The organism is Streptomyces albiaxialis (genome assembly GCF_039530985.1).
In the GTDB taxonomy this organism is placed as follows: domain Bacteria; phylum Actinomycetota; class Actinomycetes; order Streptomycetales; family Streptomycetaceae; genus Streptomyces; species Streptomyces albiaxialis.
Map to the genome: position 1 here is coordinate 376,632 of NZ_BAAAPE010000005.1, position 17,956 is coordinate 394,587.

The following is a 17,956-nucleotide window of genomic DNA, read 5'->3' on the forward strand; positions in this document are numbered from 1 at the left end:
CCCGTTCCCCGTCCCCCCGTTCCCCCGGGCAGCGCCCGGTGCGGGCTACCGCCCGGCCTCGGACCGCGACGGCCGGATGGCTCCGTTACGGGGACGCCTCGCCCTCCCGCCCGGCGTACAGGCCTCCAGGCGGCGGAGGTTCGCGCGGATCTTCTCGGTGTCGGGGTGGTCGGACTCCTCGAAGATCGCCAGCGCCTCCGTCCACCGGACGCGGGCCTCGTTGGGCTTGCCCGCGGCCAGGAGCGCGTCGCCGAGGTGGCCGAGGGTGTCGCCCTCGCCCCAGCGGTTGCCGACGTCCCGGTGCGCCCGGAGCGCCTCGTGGTAGTGCTCGATCGCGTCGTGGTGGTGGTGCCGCTTGTGCTGGACCGCGCCGAGGATGTCGAGGGTGACGCCCTCGACCCAGCGGTTGCCGGTGGCGCTCAGGATCTTCAGCCCGTGCCGCAGATGGTCGAGGGCCTCGTCGAACCGGCCCAGCCGCTGCAGGGCGTCCCCCAGGTTCGACAGGCCGATGCCCATGGACCAACTGTCGTCCAGGGCCCGGTCGATCCGCATGACGCGCTCGAAGCTCTCGACCGCCTTTTCGAGCTGCCCCGCCTGCAGATACGCGTTGCCCAGGTTGCCCACGGCCTGGGAGCGGCCCCAGACGTCCCCGAGCTGCTCGCAGAGCGCCATCGCCTCGCGGAGGTGCTCGATGGCCTCGTCGAACCGGCGCATCATCGTCAGCGCCGCGGCCACGTCGCCGTGGCTCCACGCCTCCCCCACGAGGTCCCCGGTCTCGCGGGCGCCCGCGAGTGAGGCCCGTGCGGTGCTGAGCCAGTCGTGCAGGTGGCTGCGGAGGTAGAAGAACCCCCACAGGACGGCGGTCTGCCGCCACGCGATGCCGTGCCGCCCCGTCCCGGCGGCCAGATGGACCGCGGCCACGAGGTTGGGGCGCTCGTTCTCGCACCACTGCAGGGCCTCGCCGCGCGAGGTGAACTCCAGGATCTCCTGCCCGGAGGGGAAGGAGTCCAGGGGGACCCGGCGGCGGCGCGGGGCGAGATGGGGATAGGTGGCGTCGGCCGTGTGCAGGTACCAGAGCAGGAGCCGCTCCACCGCCCTCTCCCGCTCCTCGGGCGGCTCCTCCGTGCCGACGCGTTCGGCGGCGTAGACCCGCAGGAGGTCGTGCAGGGCGTAACGGCCGGGGGCGTGCTCGTCGACGAGATGGGCCCGGGTGATCTCCGCGAGCAGCGTACGGGCCTCGCGCGGGGCGACCCCGGCCAGCGCCGCCGCCGCGTGCGCGGAGATGTCCGGGCCCGAGTGCAGGCCCAGCAGGCGGAAGAGGCGGGAGGCGGGGGCGGACAGTGCCTCGTACGACCAGGAGAAGACGGTGCGTACGTCCGTGGTGGGGTCGCCGCCGGTGAGCGCGTCGAGGTTGCCCCGGCTCTCGCGCAGTTCCCCGGCGACGGTGTCCAGCGAGAACGTCGGGTTGGTCGCGGCGCGTGCCGCGACGACGGCGAGGGCCAGGGGCAGCCGCCCGCAGCACTCGATGATCTCGTCCGTCACCCAGGGTTCCGCCCTCGTCCAGGCCGCCCCGATACGGCGCTCCAGGAAGCCGTACGCCTCCTGGGGCGTCAGCGGGCTCAACGCCACCGGCTGCGCGCCCTCGTTGGCGATGAGGCCGGTGAGCTGGCTGCGGCTGGTCACGATGACGAGGCAGTCGGCGGAGCCGGGCAGCAGCGGGCGTACCTGCTCCGTGTCGCGCGCGTTGTCGAGGACGAGCAGCATGCGGCGCCGGGCGAGCAGGCTGCGGAACAGCGCGGACTGCGCCTCCAGCGTGTCCGGGATGCCCTCCGGTGGCACGCCGAGCGCGTCGAGGAAGATCCGGACGGCCTCCGCCTGCGGGACGGTCTCACCGGTCGGGTCGAATCCGCGCAGGTTGATGTAGAGCTGTCCGTCGGGGTAGAGGTGCGCGATGCGGTGGGCCCAGTGCACGGCCAGGGCGGTCTTGCCGATGCCGCCCATGCCGCCGATCACCATGATCGACGAGGGCGCCCCGGCGTCCGGCATCAGCGCCTGGACCTGCCGGAGTTCGTCCTCGCGCCCGGTGAAGGCCGGGAGGTCGGCGGGCAGTTGCGCGGGCCTGGCCACCTGCCGTACGGCCGTGGAGTCCGCCACGGGGCCCGGTACGGCACCCGGCACGGAATCCTGCGCGGCCTCCGGCCCGGTGCCCGGGACCGAACCCGGCACGGCACCCGCCGCGGAGCCCGGCGCCGAGCCCGCCGGGGAACCCGGCACGGAGTCCGGCACGGGTCCCGCTGCGGATCCCGGCACGGGTCCCGGCGCCGAGCCCGGCGCGGGGGCTCCGGGCATGGCGGGCCGCTCCTGGTGCGGGAGGTCGAGGGCGGGGTCCGCGGCGAGGATACGTTCGTGCAACTCCCGCAACGCCACCCCCGGCTCCACCCCCAACTCCCCCACCAACCGCGCCCGCATCCCCCGATACGCCTCCAACGCCTCCGCCTGCCGACCCGACCGGTACAACGCCAGCATCAACAACCGGCACAACCCCTCCCGCAACGGATGCTCCCCCAACAACCCCACCAACCCCGCAACCACCTCCCCATGCCGGCCCAACTCCACCTCACACTCCGCACACACCTCCCACGCCCCCAACCGCACCTCACCCAACCGATCCCGCTCCACCTCCACGAACGACCCCGACAACCCCGCCAACGGCACCCCCTCCCACACACCCAACGCCCCCCGCAACGCCTCGGCGGCCCCGGACAACTCACCCGCCCCGCGCAACCGGCGCCCCTCAGTGACCCGGCGCTCGAACACCCCCACGTCCACGGCGCCGTCCGGCACCCGCGCCAGATAGCCGTCCGCCACCGACACCAGCACCTGACCCGAACCCCCCGAACCCCCAGGCCCCGACCGCAGCACCTTCCTCAGCCGCGACACATACGTCCGCAACACCGACACCGCCGCGGCCGGAGGCTCCTCACCCCACACCGCGTCCACCAACTCACCCACCGACACCGGCCGCCCACGCCGCAGCAACAACACCGCCAACACCACCCGCTGCTGCGGCGACCCCAAATCCAACTCCCGCCCCCCACACCACGCCCGCACCCGGCCCAACACCGCAAAACGCAGGGGGTAAGGGGCGGCGTCCGCCGTGGAGTCTTCCGGTGAGGCGCTGGTTCCGGTCGAGGTATCCATACGCTTCAGGCTCCTTGCAGTCGGGCGCCGAAAGGAATACCAGCTCGTCCACAACCCGGTGACAAAATGTCACGGCGCGGGCGGAGGAGCGCGGCGGCGACGAACGCTACGGATCCGGAGCCCCGGAAATCATCCCCGCACGGAGGACACCTGGGCATGGCTCGCACAGGGGACAGCAGGGCCGCGTCGCGCTACCTGGCGATGGGCTCGTGAAGGAACAGGATCGTACAGCCTGTCCTGCTGAAGGACTGATGCCCGATGGGGTACGGGTAGTCGACGAAGTCGCCCCTCATACGGTGCGCGGTCTGCCGCGTTCCGTCCGGGAACACCAATTCGTCATCGGCCTGGCCGATCGGGGTGGTGCCCCCTCTCAATCGGCCAGCGCGTTCAGTTCCGTGACCTGGGCCGGGTCCAGCCGTACCGCCGCTGCCGCGATGTTCTCCTCCAGGTGGGTCATCGACGCCGTGCCGGGAATCGGCACCACGTTCTCGGCCCGCGCGAGCAACCAGGCGAGCGCGACCTGGGCCGGTGAGGCGCCGATCCGCGCGGCGAGGCCGCTGAGCGGGCTGTCCGTCCGGGCCAGGGGGCCCATGTCGAGCGGGAACCAGGGGATGAACGGCAGCCCCTCGCGTGCGCAGTGTTCGAGCACGTCCTCGTGCTTGCGTTGCGTCACGCTGTACTGATTCTGGACGGAGGCGATCTCAACGATCTCGCGGGCGGCGGAGACCTGGCCCACCGTCACCTCGTTGAGTCCGATCGCGCCGATCTTCCCCTCCTCCTTCAGCTTCTTCAGCTCACCGATCTGGTCTTCGAACGGCACCATGGGGTCGACCTGGTGAAGCTGGTAGAGATCGATGTGATCGACGCCCAGACGGCGCATGCTCAGCACACACTCCTGCCGCAGATACTCCGGACGCCCGAGAACGGCGTACTCCCCTGGGCCGAACTGCGTCTGACCGCCCTTGGTCGTGATCAGCACGTGCTCCGGATAGGGGTGCAGCGCCTCACGGATGATCTCCTCGCTGACGTGCGGCCCGTAGACACTGGCGGTGTCGATGAAGTCGACGCCCAGCTCGACCGCGCGCCGCAGGAGCCGCACCGAGGCGTCCCGGTCGACCGGCTCCCCCCAGCAGCCGGGACCGACCACGCGCATGGCTCCGAACCCGAGCCTGTGGATGGTCCTTCCGGCGAGCTCTATCGTCCCGGACGCGTGGTTGACGCGATCCCCGAGAGGCTGTTCCTCGGTCATACGTACTCCTTGTCAGGGTCTACGAATGGCATACGAATGGCGTACTGGCGGCGGCCGCTTCCCCGGGCAAGCCCGGCCGCGGCCGGGCGTCGGCCTGCCACCGGACCGTACGCACGGCGGTCCGGCCGGCGCTTGCACGTCAGCGACATGCCGATCGGACGTCCGCGCCACGCGGCGTAGGCTCGGCATGCCGGCCTCTCGGCATACATGTCGGTCTCTCGGCAGAAAGGCGGTGGCAACAGGCGATGGACGGCGCCGGAGAAGGGACTGAGGGCGCGCGAGACGCGTTCGTGGTGGACACCACGGCCCAGACGTCTCGGCCGGAAGCATTCGCCGGCTTCCGGCAGCAGTGGGAGACGCAGATCGGTGACGGCTTCCCGCTGCCGGACTTCAGCCCGGCGACGACAGGCGACTTCCGGGTCAGGGGCCAGGCCACGAAGGTCCGCGACGTGGCGCTCACCGACGTGAACGCGGCATCGGCCATGCGGACGGCGGACCCCGGCGCCCTCGAAGACCAGGTACGGATCTGGATCGTGCGGCGCGGCGCGTGGACCCTCTGCGGCGGCACCGGCGGTGAACACACCGTGTCCTTCGGCCAGTTCCATCTTCGCCACGTCGGGAACGCCTCGCACTTCGCGACGGCACCGCACACGTCGGCGAAGGTCCTCGTCCTGCCCGCCGCCACGCTCAAGCCGCTGCTCCGGAACCAGGCAGTCACCGGCTCGGCGGACTCGGCCGAGGTGCGCCTGCTCGTGGCGCACACGAACATGATCCACGCCACCCTGAGCGAGCTCAGCCCGGCCGGTGTGCACGCCGCACACGGCGCTCTCATGGAGCTGGCCAAGTCGGTGGCGGTGCGCCAGTTCGACGGCCAGGAACCCCTGCTGGCCCCCGCGCTCGCCCGGGCCGCGAAGGACCTCGCGGACAGTCGGCTCGCCGACCCCACGCTCTCCACCGCGACGCTCGCACGCGAACTCAGCGTCTCCGTGCGCACCCTGCAGCGGGCCTTCGCCGCCGAGGGAGAACCGGTGACCGCCTACATCCGCCGCCAGCGCCTGGAAAGGGCACGGCTGGCCCTCACCGCCCCGTCCGGCCGGCCGAGCGTCTCGGAGCTCGCCGCCCATTGGCAGTTCGCGGACAGCAGCCACTTCATCCGGGCCTTCAAGAAGCGCTACGGTCAGACGCCCACCGACTACGCCCGCCAGACCGACCGCGCATGACCCGCCAGTCGCCGTGAGCCCGGAGCGCGTCATCCGCCCGGCGCACGTCAGGTTCCAGGTCCGGCGCACCCTGTCCCGTGGTGGCGAGACAGGGGCGTGGCTCTGAAGACAACACCTAAGCCGCGTGCAGCGCCAGGGTCGGGGAGAGGCGGGCCGCCCGGACCGCCGGGTAGAGCCCGGCGAGCGTACCGATCACCAGGGTCGCCCCGAATCCGCCCGCCACCGACCACAGCGGAACGACCCACGGCAGGCCGTCGAGGCGGGCGAAGACCGCCGTCGCCGCCGCGCCCAGCGCGACGCCGACCGCGCCGCCGAGGCAGGAGAGCAGCAGCGACTCCGTGACGAACTGGATACGGATCTGCCCCCGTGCCGCGCCCAGCGAGCGCCGCAGCCCGATCTCGTAGCGTCTCTCCAGCACCGAGATGATCATGGTGTTGGCGACGCCGACGCCTCCCACGAGCAGCGCGATCCCGCCGAGTCCCAGCAGGAGGCTGTTGAAGGCGCCCTCCGTCGCCGCCTTCGCCTGGAGCTTCGCGGAGGGGTCGGTGACCTCGACCTCCTGCGGGCGCTCCGGGTCGAGCGTGGCGGGGAGCAGGTCGCGTACGGCGCTCACGGCGTCGTCGGCCGACCGCTCGTACACCGAGGTCGGGTGGCCGTCGAAGCCGAGCAGCCGTTCGGCCGCGTCCCAGCCGACCAGTGCCGAGCGCTCGATCTCCGGGGCGAGGGGCAGCGGGTCGAGGACGCCGACGACCGTGAAGTACCGGTCTCCGAGCCACACCTGCTGGCCCGCCCTGCCGACGCCGAGCCGCCGCGCGGAGACATGGCCGAGGACGACCGCGGGGTAGCGGCCGCTGGCGCGGTTCAGCCAGGTGCCGCTGCCGACCTCTCCGCGTACGACCTTCAGCAGGTCCCGGGAGGCGGCCTGGACGGCGATGCCGCCGCTGTCGTCCTCCGGGATCCGCTCGTTACGGCGTACGGACACCTCGACCTCGCCGGTCGCGGCCGCCCGCTCGACCCCGTCGATCCGGCCGACCTTGCCGACGGAGCTTCTCGGCAGCTTGACGTCCTCCCCCTCGAACATCGCCTCTCCGGGCGACGCCACCAGCATGTTGGTGCCCAGCCGGTCGAGCCGCCGCATCAACTGCTCCTCGCTGGAGGCCGAGACGCCGACCACGGAGACCATCGTGGCGATGCCGATGGCGATGCCGAGCGCGGACAGGACGACGCGCAGCGGGCGGCTGCGCAGGCCGCCGGAGCCCACGTGCAGGACGTCGCGGAAGCCGAGCCGGGCGGGGGCGAGCCCGCGGCGGGCCATCAGGCGCCCGCCCCGACGTCGTGTGGGACGGAATCCCGTACAGCGGGAGGCGCCCCGTCGCCCGCGCCCGCCCCGTCCTCCGTGACGCCCCCCGTGACGCTCCCCGTGACGTCCTCGGCGACCGCGCCGTCCCGGAGCCGTACGCGGCGCGGCAGTTGGTCAGCGATCTCCGTGTCGTGCGTGATGACGGCGACGGTCGAGCCGGAGGCGCCCAGGTCGCGCAGCAGCTCCATGACCGAGGCGCCGGACGCGGAGTCCAGCGCGCCGGTCGGCTCGTCCGCCAGCAGCAGTTCGGGGTCGCCGACCACGGCGCGGGCGATGGCGACCCGCTGCTTCTGGCCGCCGGACAGCTCGTGCGGCCGGTGCCGGGCGCGGTCGGCGAGTCCGACGCGTTCGAGCGCGTCGGCGGCTCGGCGGCGGCGTACGGCGCGGGGCAGGCCGGAGTAGAGCAGCCCCTCGGCCACGTTGTCGAGGGCGCTGACGCCCGGCACCAGGTGGAAGGCCTGGAAGACGAAGCCGACGTGCCGGGCACGCAGCGTGGACAGCTCACGGTCGGACAGCGCCGCCACGTCGAACCCGGCGATCTCGACCGCGCCCGACGTGGGCCGGTCCAGCGTGCCGATGATGTGCAGCAGCGTGGACTTCCCCGAGCCGGACGGCCCGACGATACCCACCAACTCGCCCTCCAGGATGTCGAGATCCACCTCGCGCAGGGCCGTGACGCCGCCCGCGTACTCCTTCGTGACTCCGGAGAGCCCGACGACGCGCCTCATAGCTTCGGCACCCCCACCTTCGTCCCGGCGCGCACTCCGCCGCCGCTGATCTCGACGCGGCCCTGTGCGAAGAGGCCGGTCGTGACCCGTACGTTCCGCGCGGTGCCGTGCTCCACGACCTCGACGCCGAAGCCCTTGCCGGGCAGGGCGAGGAGGGCCTCCACGGGCACGGTCAGCACGTCCTTGCGGGTCTCCCCCTCCAGCTCCACCGTCACGGGCGCCTGGTCCAGGGCGCTCACCTTGTCCGGTTCGTCCAGGGTGACGGTGACCGGGACCTTGGGCGTGTCGTCCTGCGGGTCCTCGCCCTTCTCCGCCGTGGTGCCGACGGAACGGATCTCGCCCGGGGCCGACTTGCCGTCCGGGAGGGCGACGGTGACCTTGTCGCCCTCCTTCACCTCGCCGCTCTCGGCGACGTCGAGCTTCATCGTGACGACACGCTCGGAACCGGTCGTGGTCAGCACCGGACGGCCGGGCGCCGCGCTGTCGCCCACGGACAGCTCGGTGCTCCCGACCCGTACGGCGCCGTCCGCGAAGGCGATGTCCCGCTTGCCGACGGTGCCGGTCTGCTTGTCGCCGTTCGCCTTCTGCCAGCGCTTCACGGCGTCGGCGGTGAGGGCGGTGTACTCGTCGTCGACGGTGAAGCCGGTGTAGCCGAGCGCCGCGAGGTTCGCCTCGAACTGCCGTACGTCATCGCCCTCGGTGCCCTTCCTCAGCGTCCGGTACATCGGCTCGGAGCCGTACATCAGCCGCACGGAGTGGGCGTCGATCTCGTACAGCCTGCCGTTCCGTCTGACCGTCGAGCCCTTCCTGGGCGCCCAGGTGAGGGTGCCGGCGGTGGCGGCGTTGATCTTCCTTTCGCCCGCGTGGCCGAGGGAGCCCTCCGCCGAGGTGCGCTCGCTCAGGTCGCCCCGCTCGACGGCGGCGGTGGCCGGGGGCAGTCCCGCGTCGCGGGAGCTGCCGCCGCCGTCGCCGGAGGGGTGCAGCGCGACGAAGGCGGTGGTGCCGCCGACCACGGCGAGCACCGCCAGCGCGGCCATCAGCACGGTGCCGCGTTTCATCCTGGGACGCTTCACCGGATCTCGCTCCCGCAGGCCTTGTGCGCCTTCTCCAGCTTCTTCTTCTCCGCGGCGGTCTTCGGCATCGGGAGCGCCGCGGCCTGCCCCTCCTTGGGCACGGGCACGTCCACGCCGTGCTTCCGCAGGCACTTGGCGCGCGCGACCAGCTCGTCCTTCTCCTTCTGCGTCAGCGGGCTGCCGGGGCCGTTCTTCGGCGCCTTGTCCTTGCAGGCGTCGATGGCCTTCTTCATGGCGCCCTGGTTCTTCCTGTCGACCGTGATGCCCGCCTGTTCCTCGCCGCTCTTGGGCTCGGGCATGTCGACGCCGTTGTCGCGCAGGCACTTGCGCCACGCCACGGCCTGGTCCTCCTCGGTCTTCCCTCCGCCTTGGGCCGCGGAGTCCTTCGTGTCCTTCTCACCGGAGCTGTCGGAGCACGCCGTACCGAGCAGGCCCAGTACGGCCACGCAGGCGACGGCGGCGGCGACGCTCCGGGGAGCGGATGACCTGCGGGGAGCGGATGACTTCTGCATGACGGTGGTCTCCTCATCGACGGCGCTACGAGTGCGGGGAACCCGCACACCGGGACCGTGGCGCAGAAGCACCTTTCGTTTCTCTCAGCACATCCGTTTACGGAGACGAAACCCCCGCCTCCGGTAGACAGGGCCCATGCGTGTGCTGCTGGTGGAGGACGAGGAGTTCCTGGCCGAGATGATCGCCGAAGGGCTGCGCCGGGACGCGGTCGCCGTGGACGTGGCGCACGACGGCCTCGCCGCGCTGGACAGGCTCCGCTTCGGCGCGTACGACGTGCTGGTGCTCGACCGCGACCTGCCGCGGCTGCACGGCGACGAGGTGTGCCGCCGGGTCGTCCGGCAGCGGCTGCTCACCCGCGTGCTGATGCTGACCGCCGCCGGGGACGTACGCGACCGGGTCGAGGGGCTGGGGCTCGGCGCGGACGACTACCTCGGCAAGCCCTTCGCCTACGACGAGCTGCTCGCCCGCGTCCTCGCCCTCGGGCGCCGCGCGCAGCCCGCGCTGCCGCCCGTGCTGGAACGGGCCGGACTGGTCCTGGACACCGCCAGGCGCCAGGCCAGCCGCGAGGGCCGCTATCTCGCCCTGTCCCGCAAGGAGTTCGCCGTGCTGGAGACGCTGATGAGAGCCGACGGCGCGGTCGTCAGCAACGACGACCTGATAGAGCAGGTGTGGGAGGAGGACACCAGCTACCGCACCAACACCGTCCGCGTCACCCTCTCCAAGCTCCGCGGCAAGCTCGGCGACCCCCCGGTCATCGAGACGGTCCCGGGCTCGGGCTACCGCCTGGGGGCCGGGCGGTGAACAGCGAACGGGCCCGGCTGACCGCCCTCTACACCGGACTGCTCATGCTGGTCGGCATCCTGCTGACCGGCCTCGTCTACGTGCTGCTGGAGCAGGGCCTCGACTCCCGGCTCGGCGTGGCCGTCTCCAAGGCCGTGCCCGCGCACTCCACCACGGAGTGGAAGCAGAGCACCGCGCCGATGCGGACGCAGCCCGCCCGGCGTACCGACACCGGCGGGGCCGAGCTGGCCGCGAAGGTCGGCGACGCCGCGGGGGACGCGGCGCTGAGCCGCCTGCTGACCGTGTCCGGCGTGTCCCTGGCCGCCTTCACCGTCGTCTCCGCCGTGCTGGCCTGGTGGATGGCGGGCCGCGTGCTGCGGCCCGTCGGCGTCATCACCGCGCGGGCCAAGCGGCTCACGGGGGCGAATCTGCACGAGCGGCTCGCCCTGCGGGTGCCGCGCGGCGAGCTGAAGGAGCTGGCCGACACCTTCGACCAGATGCTCGACCGTATCGAGCACCTGGTCGCGGCGCGGCAGCGGTTCGCGGCCAACGCCGCGCACGAGCTGCGTACGTCCGTCTCCGTGCAGCGCGCGGCGGCGGAGATCGGCCTGGCGAACGATCCGCCGCCGGAGAAGGTCGCCCGGATGCGGCGCAAGCTGATCGAGAACGCCGACGCGAGCCAGCGGCTCATCGAGAGCCTCCTGCTGCTCGCCGTCTCCGACCAGGAGCTGGCGAACCGGGAGCCGGTCGCCCTGCACGAGGTCACGGCCGACTGCGCGGCGAACCTGGAGGAGGACGCGGCACGGCGCGCGGTCACCCTCGACGTGGAGGCCGGGCAGCCGCTGCCGGTCGTCGGCGACGCCGTGCTGCTGGAGCACGCCGTGCACAATCTCGTCTCCAACGGCATCCGCTACAACCACGAGGGCGGCACCGTCCGGGTGCGCGTCGGCCGGAACGCGCTGGAGGTCGTCAACACCGGGCCGCTCGTGCCGCCCGCCGATGTCCCGCTCCTCTTCGAGCCGTTCCGCCGCGCGGAGCAGCGCAGCCGCGGGGCCGGTGAGGGCGCGGGGCTGGGCCTGTCGATCGTCGCGTCGATCGTCCGGGCGCACGGCGCGGACGTACAGGCGCGCGCGAACCGGGAGGGGGGCATGGCGATCCGGGTGCTGTTCCCTCAGCCCACGGCGAACGCCCCGCGCCGGTAGCGCAGCGGGGCAGCGGGGCAGCGGGGAGAGCCGGGGGGGCAGCGGCCGGTACGCACCGGGAGGAGCCCCGCTGCCCCGGAGGCGGCCCCTGACGGGTGGTGGTCATCAGCGGGTGACCGGGACCGCCTCGTAGGCACCGGGTCCCCTCGGCACGGGGCAGGTACGGGGTGGCCCTGCCCGGCCCGAGGGTCCGATGGGCCCCTCTGGGGAGCCACTACGGCCGGATACCGCGAACGGTTCAATCGAATACGCCCAGCCGGTGCGCGAGGGCCGCGGCCTCTCCCCTGCCCGAAGCCCCCAGCTTGGACAGGATGTTGGAGACGTGCACGCTCGCCGTCTTGGGCGAGATGAACAGCTCCTCCGCGATCCGCCGGTTGCTGCGCCCGGCGGCGACCAGCCGCAGCACGTCCCGCTCCCGGGGCGTCAGCCCCAGCTCCTCCGCCGGTGCGGGCGGCGGGGCCGGAGCGGCGCCGGTGCCGCCGTCGGCCTGCCGCAGCGGGATCCGCGCGCGGCCCGCGAGCGCGGTGATCTCCTTCTCCAGCGGGGCCGCGCCCAGTTCGCGCGCCACCGCCCCGGCCTGCCGCAGCAGTTCGCCCGCCGCCTCGCGGGGCCCGGCGCCGCCCCGCGTGACCAGCGCCTCGGCGCACCGCCACCGCGCCGTGGCCAGCAGCGCCGGGCACTCCAGCGGCTCCGCGGCGGCGACCGCCTCCTCCCAGCGTTCCACGGCGTCCCGCCCCTCGGCGACGAGGAGTTCGGCCTCGGTCATCAGCGCCAGCGCGGCCCACAGCGGGGCGAACGTGGGCTGCCCCTCCCCCGCCGCGCGGATCCGCCGCACCGCCGCCGCACGCCCGGGGGCCGCCACCGCGAGGCCGCGCACGCGTGCCTCCGCCGCGGCCGCCTCGTACAGCAGCGGCCAGCCGTAGCGGTGGTGGCCGGGCGCTATGCCCTCGCCGACCGCCGTCTCCAGCAGGGAACGGGCATCCAGGATCCGGCCGTCGGCCGCCGCCACCACGAGGGCGAGCCGCGCCATGGGCAGGGTGTGCTGCGGTTCCGGGTAGGGCCCCGCGGTGGCGCCGCCGGTCTCCTCGATCCACCGTCCGACCTCGTCGTACGCGCCCCGGGCCAGGGCGAGTTCGGCGCGCTGCTCGGCGAGCTGGCCCCGGACGCGGGCGCTGACGCCGCGCCGCGTGTCGGCCCGTTCGAGGACGTCGTCGGCCTCGGCCCAGCGGCCGAGCTGGATGAGGGACTCGGCGCGGTTGCCGTCGACGAACGAGGCGATGTCCGGCAGGCCGTGCCGCTCGGCCAGCGCGCTGCCCTTCTCGGCGGTCGCGACGGCCTCGGCGTACCGGCCGATGCCGTGCAGCGCCGTGGCCAGATTGCCGTGACCGCGCAGCAGGACATGGGCGTTGCCCGGCTCCAGCTCGCGGTCCAGCACCGCGCGGGCCTGCTCCAGCCCGGCCTCGACGTCGCCCGCGTGGATCGTGAGCCAGGCCAGGGTGTGCCGCGCGGTGAGGCCGGTGACCTCGGCGCCCGTCGCCGCGCACAGCTCCACGGCCTGCTCCGCGATCTCGATCGCCTTCGGCCCCGGCCGGTGCACGACGTACCAGTGCGCCGCGTGCGTCAGCACGTCCGCGTGCACGACGGACGGCGGCAGGCCCTTCACCAGCTCCTCGGCGCGGGCGATCTCCTCCCAGCCGTCGGAGCGGGACAGGTCGCGCGTCAACTGATACCGCTCGGTCCACAGCCAGGCCGCGCGGAGGGGCTCGGCGTCCTCGTCCAGCTCGCGCAGCGCCCGCTTGCACAGGGCGAGCGCCCGCTCCCCCTCCCCCGACAGGCGCGCGGCGACGGTCAGCGCGGCGAGCAGGTCCACGAAGTCCCCCGGCACCGGCATGCCGGGCCCGAGGGCCGGGCACAGTCCGTCGGCGACGGCCTGCCGCATCGTCTCCCCGCGCAGCTCCTCCGGGGTGTCGTCCCACAGCTCCAGGGCCTGCTCCAGCAGATGGTGCTGCTCGGCGAACGCGTGCCGGCCGCGCGCGGCGGCCGCTGCGGCGAGCACGGCGGGCAGGGCCCTCGCGGGGTCGCGCGCCTCGAACCAGTACCGCGCCAGCCGCCCGGCCCGCTCCCCCGGCCGTACGAGCGCGGGGTCGGCCTCCAGCGCCTCCGCGTAGCGGCGGCTGAGCCGGGAGCGTTCGCCGGGCAGCAGGTCTCCGGCCACGGCCTCGCGCATCAGCGCGTGCCGGAAGCGGAAGGACTCGGACTCCTCGCAGGGGCGCAGCACGGCGGCGCCGACGGCGGTGCGGAGCGTCTCGACCAGCTCGTCCTCGGCGAGGCCCGTGACGGCGGCCAGCAGCCGGAACTCCACCTCGGAGCCGCCCTGCGCGACGGTACGCACCACGCGCTGCACCGCGTCGGGCAGCGCCTCGGCCCGGACGAGCAGGAGGTCGCGCAGGGAGTCGCTGATGCCGCCCGGGGAGCCCTCGCGGATGCTGCACGCCAGCTCCTCGACGAAGAACGCGTTGCCCCCGGAGCGCGCGAAGACCCGCTCCAGCACCTGTTCGGGCGGGGCCTCGCCGTCGATCGCGGCGAGCTGGCGGCGGACCTCGGCGCGGCCGAAGCGGGGCAGTTCGAGGCGGGTGACGGTGCGCAGCCGCTCGTACTCGGCGAGGGCGGGGCGCAGCGGGTGGCGGCGGTGCAGGTCGTCGGCGCGGTAGGTGGCGACGAGGAGGAGACGGCCCCCGGTGAGGGCCCGCAGCAGATAGCTGAGCAGCTCGCGGGTGGAGCGGTCGGCCCAGTGCAGGTCCTCCAGGACCAGGACGAGCGTACGGTCCGTGGCGAGGCGTTCGAGGAGACGGGCGGTCAGCTCGAAGAGCCGTGCCCGGCCGTCGGCCTCGGGCCGGTCCCGGTCCATGGCGCCCAGCTCCGGCAGCAGCCGGGCCAGCTCGCCCTCGTGTCCGTCGACGGCGGCGTCGAGCTGGGGGCCGAGGGTGCGGCGCAGGGAGCGCAGGGCGGTCGAGACGGGGTGGTACGGAAGCGCGTCGGCGCCGGACTCGACGCAGCCGCCGACGGCGACGACGGCCCCCTCCTCCGCGGCCCTGCCGAGGAACTCCTGGACCAGCCGGGTCTTCCCGACCCCGGCCTCGCCGCCGACGAAGAGGGCGCGGGGCTCCCCGGCCCCGGCGTGGGCCAGGGCGTCGCCGAGGGCGGCCAGTTCGGTCTCGCGGCCGATGAAGAGGGGACTCGTGTGGCTGTCGTGCACGAGGCCGAGCATCGCATGCCGTACGAGGAGGGGAACAGCGGTTTCGGGGGCGGAGGCCCTGCTGAGCGGGCCCCCGCCCCCGTCGCGCGCTCGCGCCGTCATGCCGCGCGGAGTGCGCGGCGGTGCCGCCGGGGCGTGGCGGCGACGGCGGTGCCGTCCGCCTTCGCGGTCTGCCGTGCCTCCCGGGCCCGGCGGCGACGGGCGGCGCGGATGAGGAGGTCGGTCCGGCGGGCGGCCTGGAATTCGTGGTGCAGCATGGGTTTCTCCTTGGACTCGCTGGCCTCTGTGGTGCTTCCAGCGTCGTTTCCAAGGAGGGGTCCCCACATCGGGAGACTTCCGCATCTTGGGACCGGTGGGGGCCTTAGGCCACGCCTCAGGCCCCCTCAGGCCCCTTAGACCCCCTCAGGCTCCGCCTCAGGGCGTACGGAGATCGCGCGCGTACCAGGTGCCGGGCTTGCCGCCGATGTTCTCCGGGTCGGCCGGGCCCTCCGGGACGAACCCGGCCTTGACCAGGACCCTGCGGGAAGCGGCGTTCTCGTGGGCGGTGGCGGCCCGGAGGGTGTGCAGCCCGTACCGGTCCGCGGCCGTCCGGCACAGCTCCCGGACGGCCGCGGTCGCCACGCCGCGGCCGGTGGCGTCCTGCGCGACCCGGTAGCCGAGCTCCGCGGCGCGGTCCTCGATGTCGATCAGGTTGAACCTGCCGAGCACCGCGCCGTCGTCGTCGACGAGCACGTGGAACGCGCAGATCCCCGCCTCCTGTTCGGCGAGCAGGGCGTCGAACCGTTCGGCGAACTCGGCGAAGTAGGCGTCACCGCGGTCGAAGACCGTGGCCGCGAAATAGGCGCGGTTCGCCCGCTCGAAGGCGAGGACCGCCGGGGCGTGGTCGGCACGCAGCCGCTGCAACTCGGGCACCGTGCGAGCCTAACCGCACCGCCGGCCCCGGTGCCGTTTCGCGTACGACCAGGTCACGGCGGTCATCAGCGCCGGTACGGCGATCAGCGGGGCGAAGGCGAGGGCCCAGACGGTCCGCGGCGTACCGCCCGCCAGGTACGTCTCGCTCTCGACGGTGAGCGCGACGACGAGCTGCCACAGCGCGACCAGGACCAGGACGCCCGAGGCGGTCCAGGCCAGCGGGGCGAGGACCCCGGGACGCAGGGGGCGCCACCGGTCGCCGACGAGCAGCAGCGGGAACAGCGCGGCCAGTTCGGCGAGGACGGCGAGGCCGAGGACGTAGGCGATGCCCCAGCCCGGGATGGCGTAGACGTCGCGCAGCACCTCGTCGCTGTAGCCCACGTAGACGCCCGAGGCCATGGCCACGCGCCACAGGCCGGACGGCACCGCGCACAGCGCGAGAGCGTGGGCGGCACGGCGCGCCCAGACGGGCGCGGGGGCCGGGGCGGGCGCGGCGGCGGCAGGGGGCGGATCGGTCGCTGTCGTCATGCCGTCCACCCTGGCCCCGGACCGGGCCGCCGCGCGTCGTCCGCAGTGCCCCACCGTCTCCGCCCCGCGGGGGAGGACACACCTGGCCGTGAGGCCCGGTCGTCCCCCTCAGTCGTCGTCCTCCTCGGCCTTCTCCAGCAGTCGGTCCACGCAGACCGCGACCGCGATCAGGAGCGCCGCGTCGGCGTCCGGGCGCTGTACGTCGATGGCGTAGGTGTCCCGGACGCGGAACCACTTGCGGGAGATGCGGGCGAGCCGCTCCCCGCCGTACTCGATGTCGTACTCCTTGCCGACGAGATCGCCGCGGATCTCCAGCTCGTCCCCGCCGGGCAGCTCCGCCCGGTAGACGTCGCGCATCGGGGTGAAGCGCTTCTTGCGGACGGTGGCGAGGGTCTCGCCGTCGCGCTCGATCTTCATGGCGTCGCCGACGCTGAGCAGCTTCTTCCGCACGACGGCGACGATCTCGCCCCGCGCGTCCTTCAGCTCGAAGGTCTCCCGCAGCCGCAGCGCCTTGCCGTCCACGAGGAACGCCTTGTCGCCATGCTCGTTCTCGACCCAGAAGTCGTCGCCGATGCCGAAGACCCGTTCGCGTACGAGGTATCTCATGCCTCCACCCTGCCACCGTTGCCGGGTTCGACGGGGAGCGCCGCGAGTCCGTCGAAGTGAAGGCTCGGCAGCCGGGGCGGCGGGAGTTCCCCGTCCCCTTCGGCCAGGGCGAGGTCCGGCAGGGCCGTGAGGAGTTCGGCGACGGCCGTACGGGCCTCCAGGCGGGCCAGGTTCGCGCCGGGGCAGGCGTGGACGCCGTGGCCGAACGCGAGGTGGCCGTGCGGAGTGGCCTCGGGGCGGTCCGGGTCGAACGTGAGGGCGTCGCGCACCCGGGTCTCGTCCCGGTTCGCGCTGCCCAGCAGGGGGAAGACCATGCTCCCCGCGGGGACGGCGTGCCCGGCCAGCGGGCACTCCCGTGTCGTGACCCGGACCAGTCCGCGGTGCGGCGCGGCGTGCCGGAAGGTCTCCTCGACGGCGTGCCGGGCCCGTTCGTGGGGCGCCTGGCGGGCCCACTCCCACAGTTCACGCCTGCGCAGCAGTTCGTAGCAGGTGCCGGAGATCGCGTGCGCCGTCGTCACGGTCCCGGCGACCCAGTGGACGAGAAGGTTGTGCACGACGTTGGCGTACGTCATCGGGGGCGCGGCGCCGGGGCCCTCGCCCTGGCCGTGGAGGTAGACGCTCAGCACGCCCTCGCCGCCGGGCGGCACCGTACGGAGGAAGGCGGCGGCCCAGCGCTCGTACTCCCGGAGCCTGCGGGCCGCTTCGGCCTTGGGCTCCTCCGGGCCGGGCGAGAGGACGGTGGCCATGTCCTGCGCCCACGCGGCGACGCGCGGCACCTCGGCCTCCGGGACGCGCATCGCGGCGGCCATGGTGCGGTGGACCAGCGGGAGGGCGTAGTCGGCGACCAGGTCGGCGCGCTCGCGCGACGCCAGGGCGGCGGCCAGTTCCCGGGCGAGGGCCCGGACCGTACCGGCGAGGGGCTTCACGCGCGGCCCCGACCACGCGGCCAGCACGGTGGCGCGCGGCGCGTCGTGGTCCGGCAGGTCGACGTCGACCACGCCGGAGACGTCCTCGCGCAGGAAGGCGGGCAGTTCGGCGACGACGGCGGGCGGCAGGGTCCGCGCGGGCGGGCCGCCGAGCGCGTACGCGGAGGAGAAGGTCTCCGGGTCGTCCAGGACCGCCCGCACCTCAGGGTGGCCCAGGACGAGCCAGGCGCCGCCCATCGCCTCGCTGCGCACCACCCTGCGTCCGTCCCGCCGCCAGGCGTCGAGCTGGGGCGTGGGGTCCTCGACGGCGGGGTCGATGTCGGCGTCCGTGCCTGTGCGCGCCATGTCCACGGCCTCCCAACGCCCCGTAGGGGGCAGCGAGTTGAGCGAGTTCTCCATGAG

At 73.8% G+C, this 17,956-nt stretch carries 15 protein-coding genes; 3 read left to right on the plus strand and 12 right to left on the minus strand.

Annotated features, from left to right (window positions below):
• Positions 1–45 precede the first annotated feature (45 nt).
• Positions 46–3,123, minus strand: a complete 3,078-nt coding sequence (locus ABD343_RS09730) for an AfsR/SARP family transcriptional regulator (RefSeq protein ID WP_344526421.1) — start codon at positions 3,121–3,123, stop codon at positions 46–48.
• Between the two features lie 448 nt (positions 3,124–3,571).
• Positions 3,572–4,450, minus strand: coding sequence for an aldo/keto reductase (locus ABD343_RS09735; RefSeq protein WP_344526186.1), 879 nt, complete (start codon positions 4,448–4,450; stop codon positions 3,572–3,574).
• 290 nt (positions 4,451–4,740) lie between these two features.
• Between ABD343_RS09735 and ABD343_RS09740 the strand changes: the two genes are divergently transcribed.
• Complete coding sequence (locus ABD343_RS09740; RefSeq protein WP_344526188.1) at positions 4,741–5,670, plus strand: helix-turn-helix domain-containing protein; 930 nt, start codon at positions 4,741–4,743, stop codon at positions 5,668–5,670.
• Between the two features lie 115 nt (positions 5,671–5,785).
• On the opposite strand, the gene ABD343_RS09745 is transcribed toward ABD343_RS09740, so the two are convergent.
• The 4 genes from ABD343_RS09745 to ABD343_RS09760 are packed head-to-tail and all read right to left on the minus strand — an operon-like array spanning position 5,786 to position 9,343.
• Positions 5,786–6,985 (minus strand): ABC transporter permease, encoded by a 1,200-nt coding sequence (locus tag ABD343_RS09745; RefSeq protein WP_344526190.1) that lies wholly within the window; start codon positions 6,983–6,985, stop codon positions 5,786–5,788.
• Positions 6,985–7,758 (minus strand): ABC transporter ATP-binding protein, encoded by a 774-nt coding sequence (locus tag ABD343_RS09750; protein ID WP_344526192.1) that lies wholly within the window; start codon positions 7,756–7,758, stop codon positions 6,985–6,987. Before ABD343_RS09750 ends, ABD343_RS09745 begins: the two co-directional genes overlap by 1 nt.
• Entirely contained in the window at positions 7,755–8,816 is a 1,062-nt protein-coding gene (locus tag ABD343_RS09755; RefSeq protein ID WP_344526193.1) for a peptidoglycan-binding protein, read from the minus strand. The genes ABD343_RS09750 and ABD343_RS09755 overlap by 4 nt, the downstream gene beginning before the upstream one ends.
• Before the next feature lie 11 nt (positions 8,817–8,827).
• Positions 8,828–9,343, minus strand: a complete 516-nt coding sequence (locus ABD343_RS09760) for a hypothetical protein (protein ID WP_344526195.1) — start codon at positions 9,341–9,343, stop codon at positions 8,828–8,830.
• 136 nt (positions 9,344–9,479) lie between these two features.
• Here ABD343_RS09760 and ABD343_RS09765 point away from each other — a divergent pair, with 136 nt between their 5' ends.
• Together ABD343_RS09765 and ABD343_RS09770 are read left to right on the plus strand one after the other, a co-directional pair.
• Positions 9,480–10,145 carry a response regulator transcription factor gene (locus tag ABD343_RS09765; protein WP_344526198.1) on the plus strand — a complete coding sequence of 222 codons (666 nt, stop codon included), beginning with the start codon at positions 9,480–9,482 and terminating at the stop codon, positions 10,143–10,145.
• Positions 10,142–11,326, plus strand: a complete 1,185-nt coding sequence (locus ABD343_RS09770; RefSeq protein ID WP_344526200.1) for a sensor histidine kinase — start codon at positions 10,142–10,144, stop codon at positions 11,324–11,326. The genes ABD343_RS09765 and ABD343_RS09770 overlap by 4 nt, the downstream gene beginning before the upstream one ends.
• A 238-nt stretch (positions 11,327–11,564) precedes the next feature.
• On the opposite strand, the gene ABD343_RS09775 is transcribed toward ABD343_RS09770, so the two are convergent.
• The 6 genes from ABD343_RS09775 to ABD343_RS09800 form a co-directional block, all read right to left on the minus strand.
• A complete protein-coding gene (locus ABD343_RS09775) occupies positions 11,565–14,594 on the minus strand; it encodes a helix-turn-helix transcriptional regulator (RefSeq protein WP_425578144.1) in 3,030 nt (1,009 codons plus the stop codon).
• A gap of 86 nt (positions 14,595–14,680) precedes the next feature.
• A complete protein-coding gene (locus tag ABD343_RS09780; RefSeq protein WP_344526204.1) occupies positions 14,681–14,839 on the minus strand; it encodes a hypothetical protein in 159 nt (52 codons plus the stop codon).
• A 157-nt stretch (positions 14,840–14,996) separates the two neighbouring features.
• Positions 14,997–15,494 (minus strand): GNAT family N-acetyltransferase, encoded by a 498-nt coding sequence (locus ABD343_RS09785; RefSeq protein WP_344526206.1) that lies wholly within the window; start codon positions 15,492–15,494, stop codon positions 14,997–14,999.
• Positions 15,495–15,503: 9 nt separating this feature from the next.
• The gene (locus ABD343_RS09790; protein WP_425578131.1) at positions 15,504–16,022 is read right to left on the minus strand and encodes a hypothetical protein; all 519 of its coding nucleotides are present in this window, start codon (positions 16,020–16,022) and stop codon (positions 15,504–15,506) included.
• Positions 16,023–16,130: 108 nt separating this feature from the next.
• Positions 16,131–16,628, minus strand: a complete 498-nt coding sequence (locus ABD343_RS09795) for an LURP-one-related/scramblase family protein (RefSeq protein WP_344526210.1) — start codon at positions 16,626–16,628, stop codon at positions 16,131–16,133.
• A complete protein-coding gene (locus ABD343_RS09800) occupies positions 16,625–17,953 on the minus strand; it encodes a cytochrome P450 (RefSeq protein WP_344526212.1) in 1,329 nt (442 codons plus the stop codon). The genes ABD343_RS09795 and ABD343_RS09800 overlap by 4 nt, the downstream gene beginning before the upstream one ends.
• Positions 17,954–17,956 lie beyond the last annotated feature (3 nt).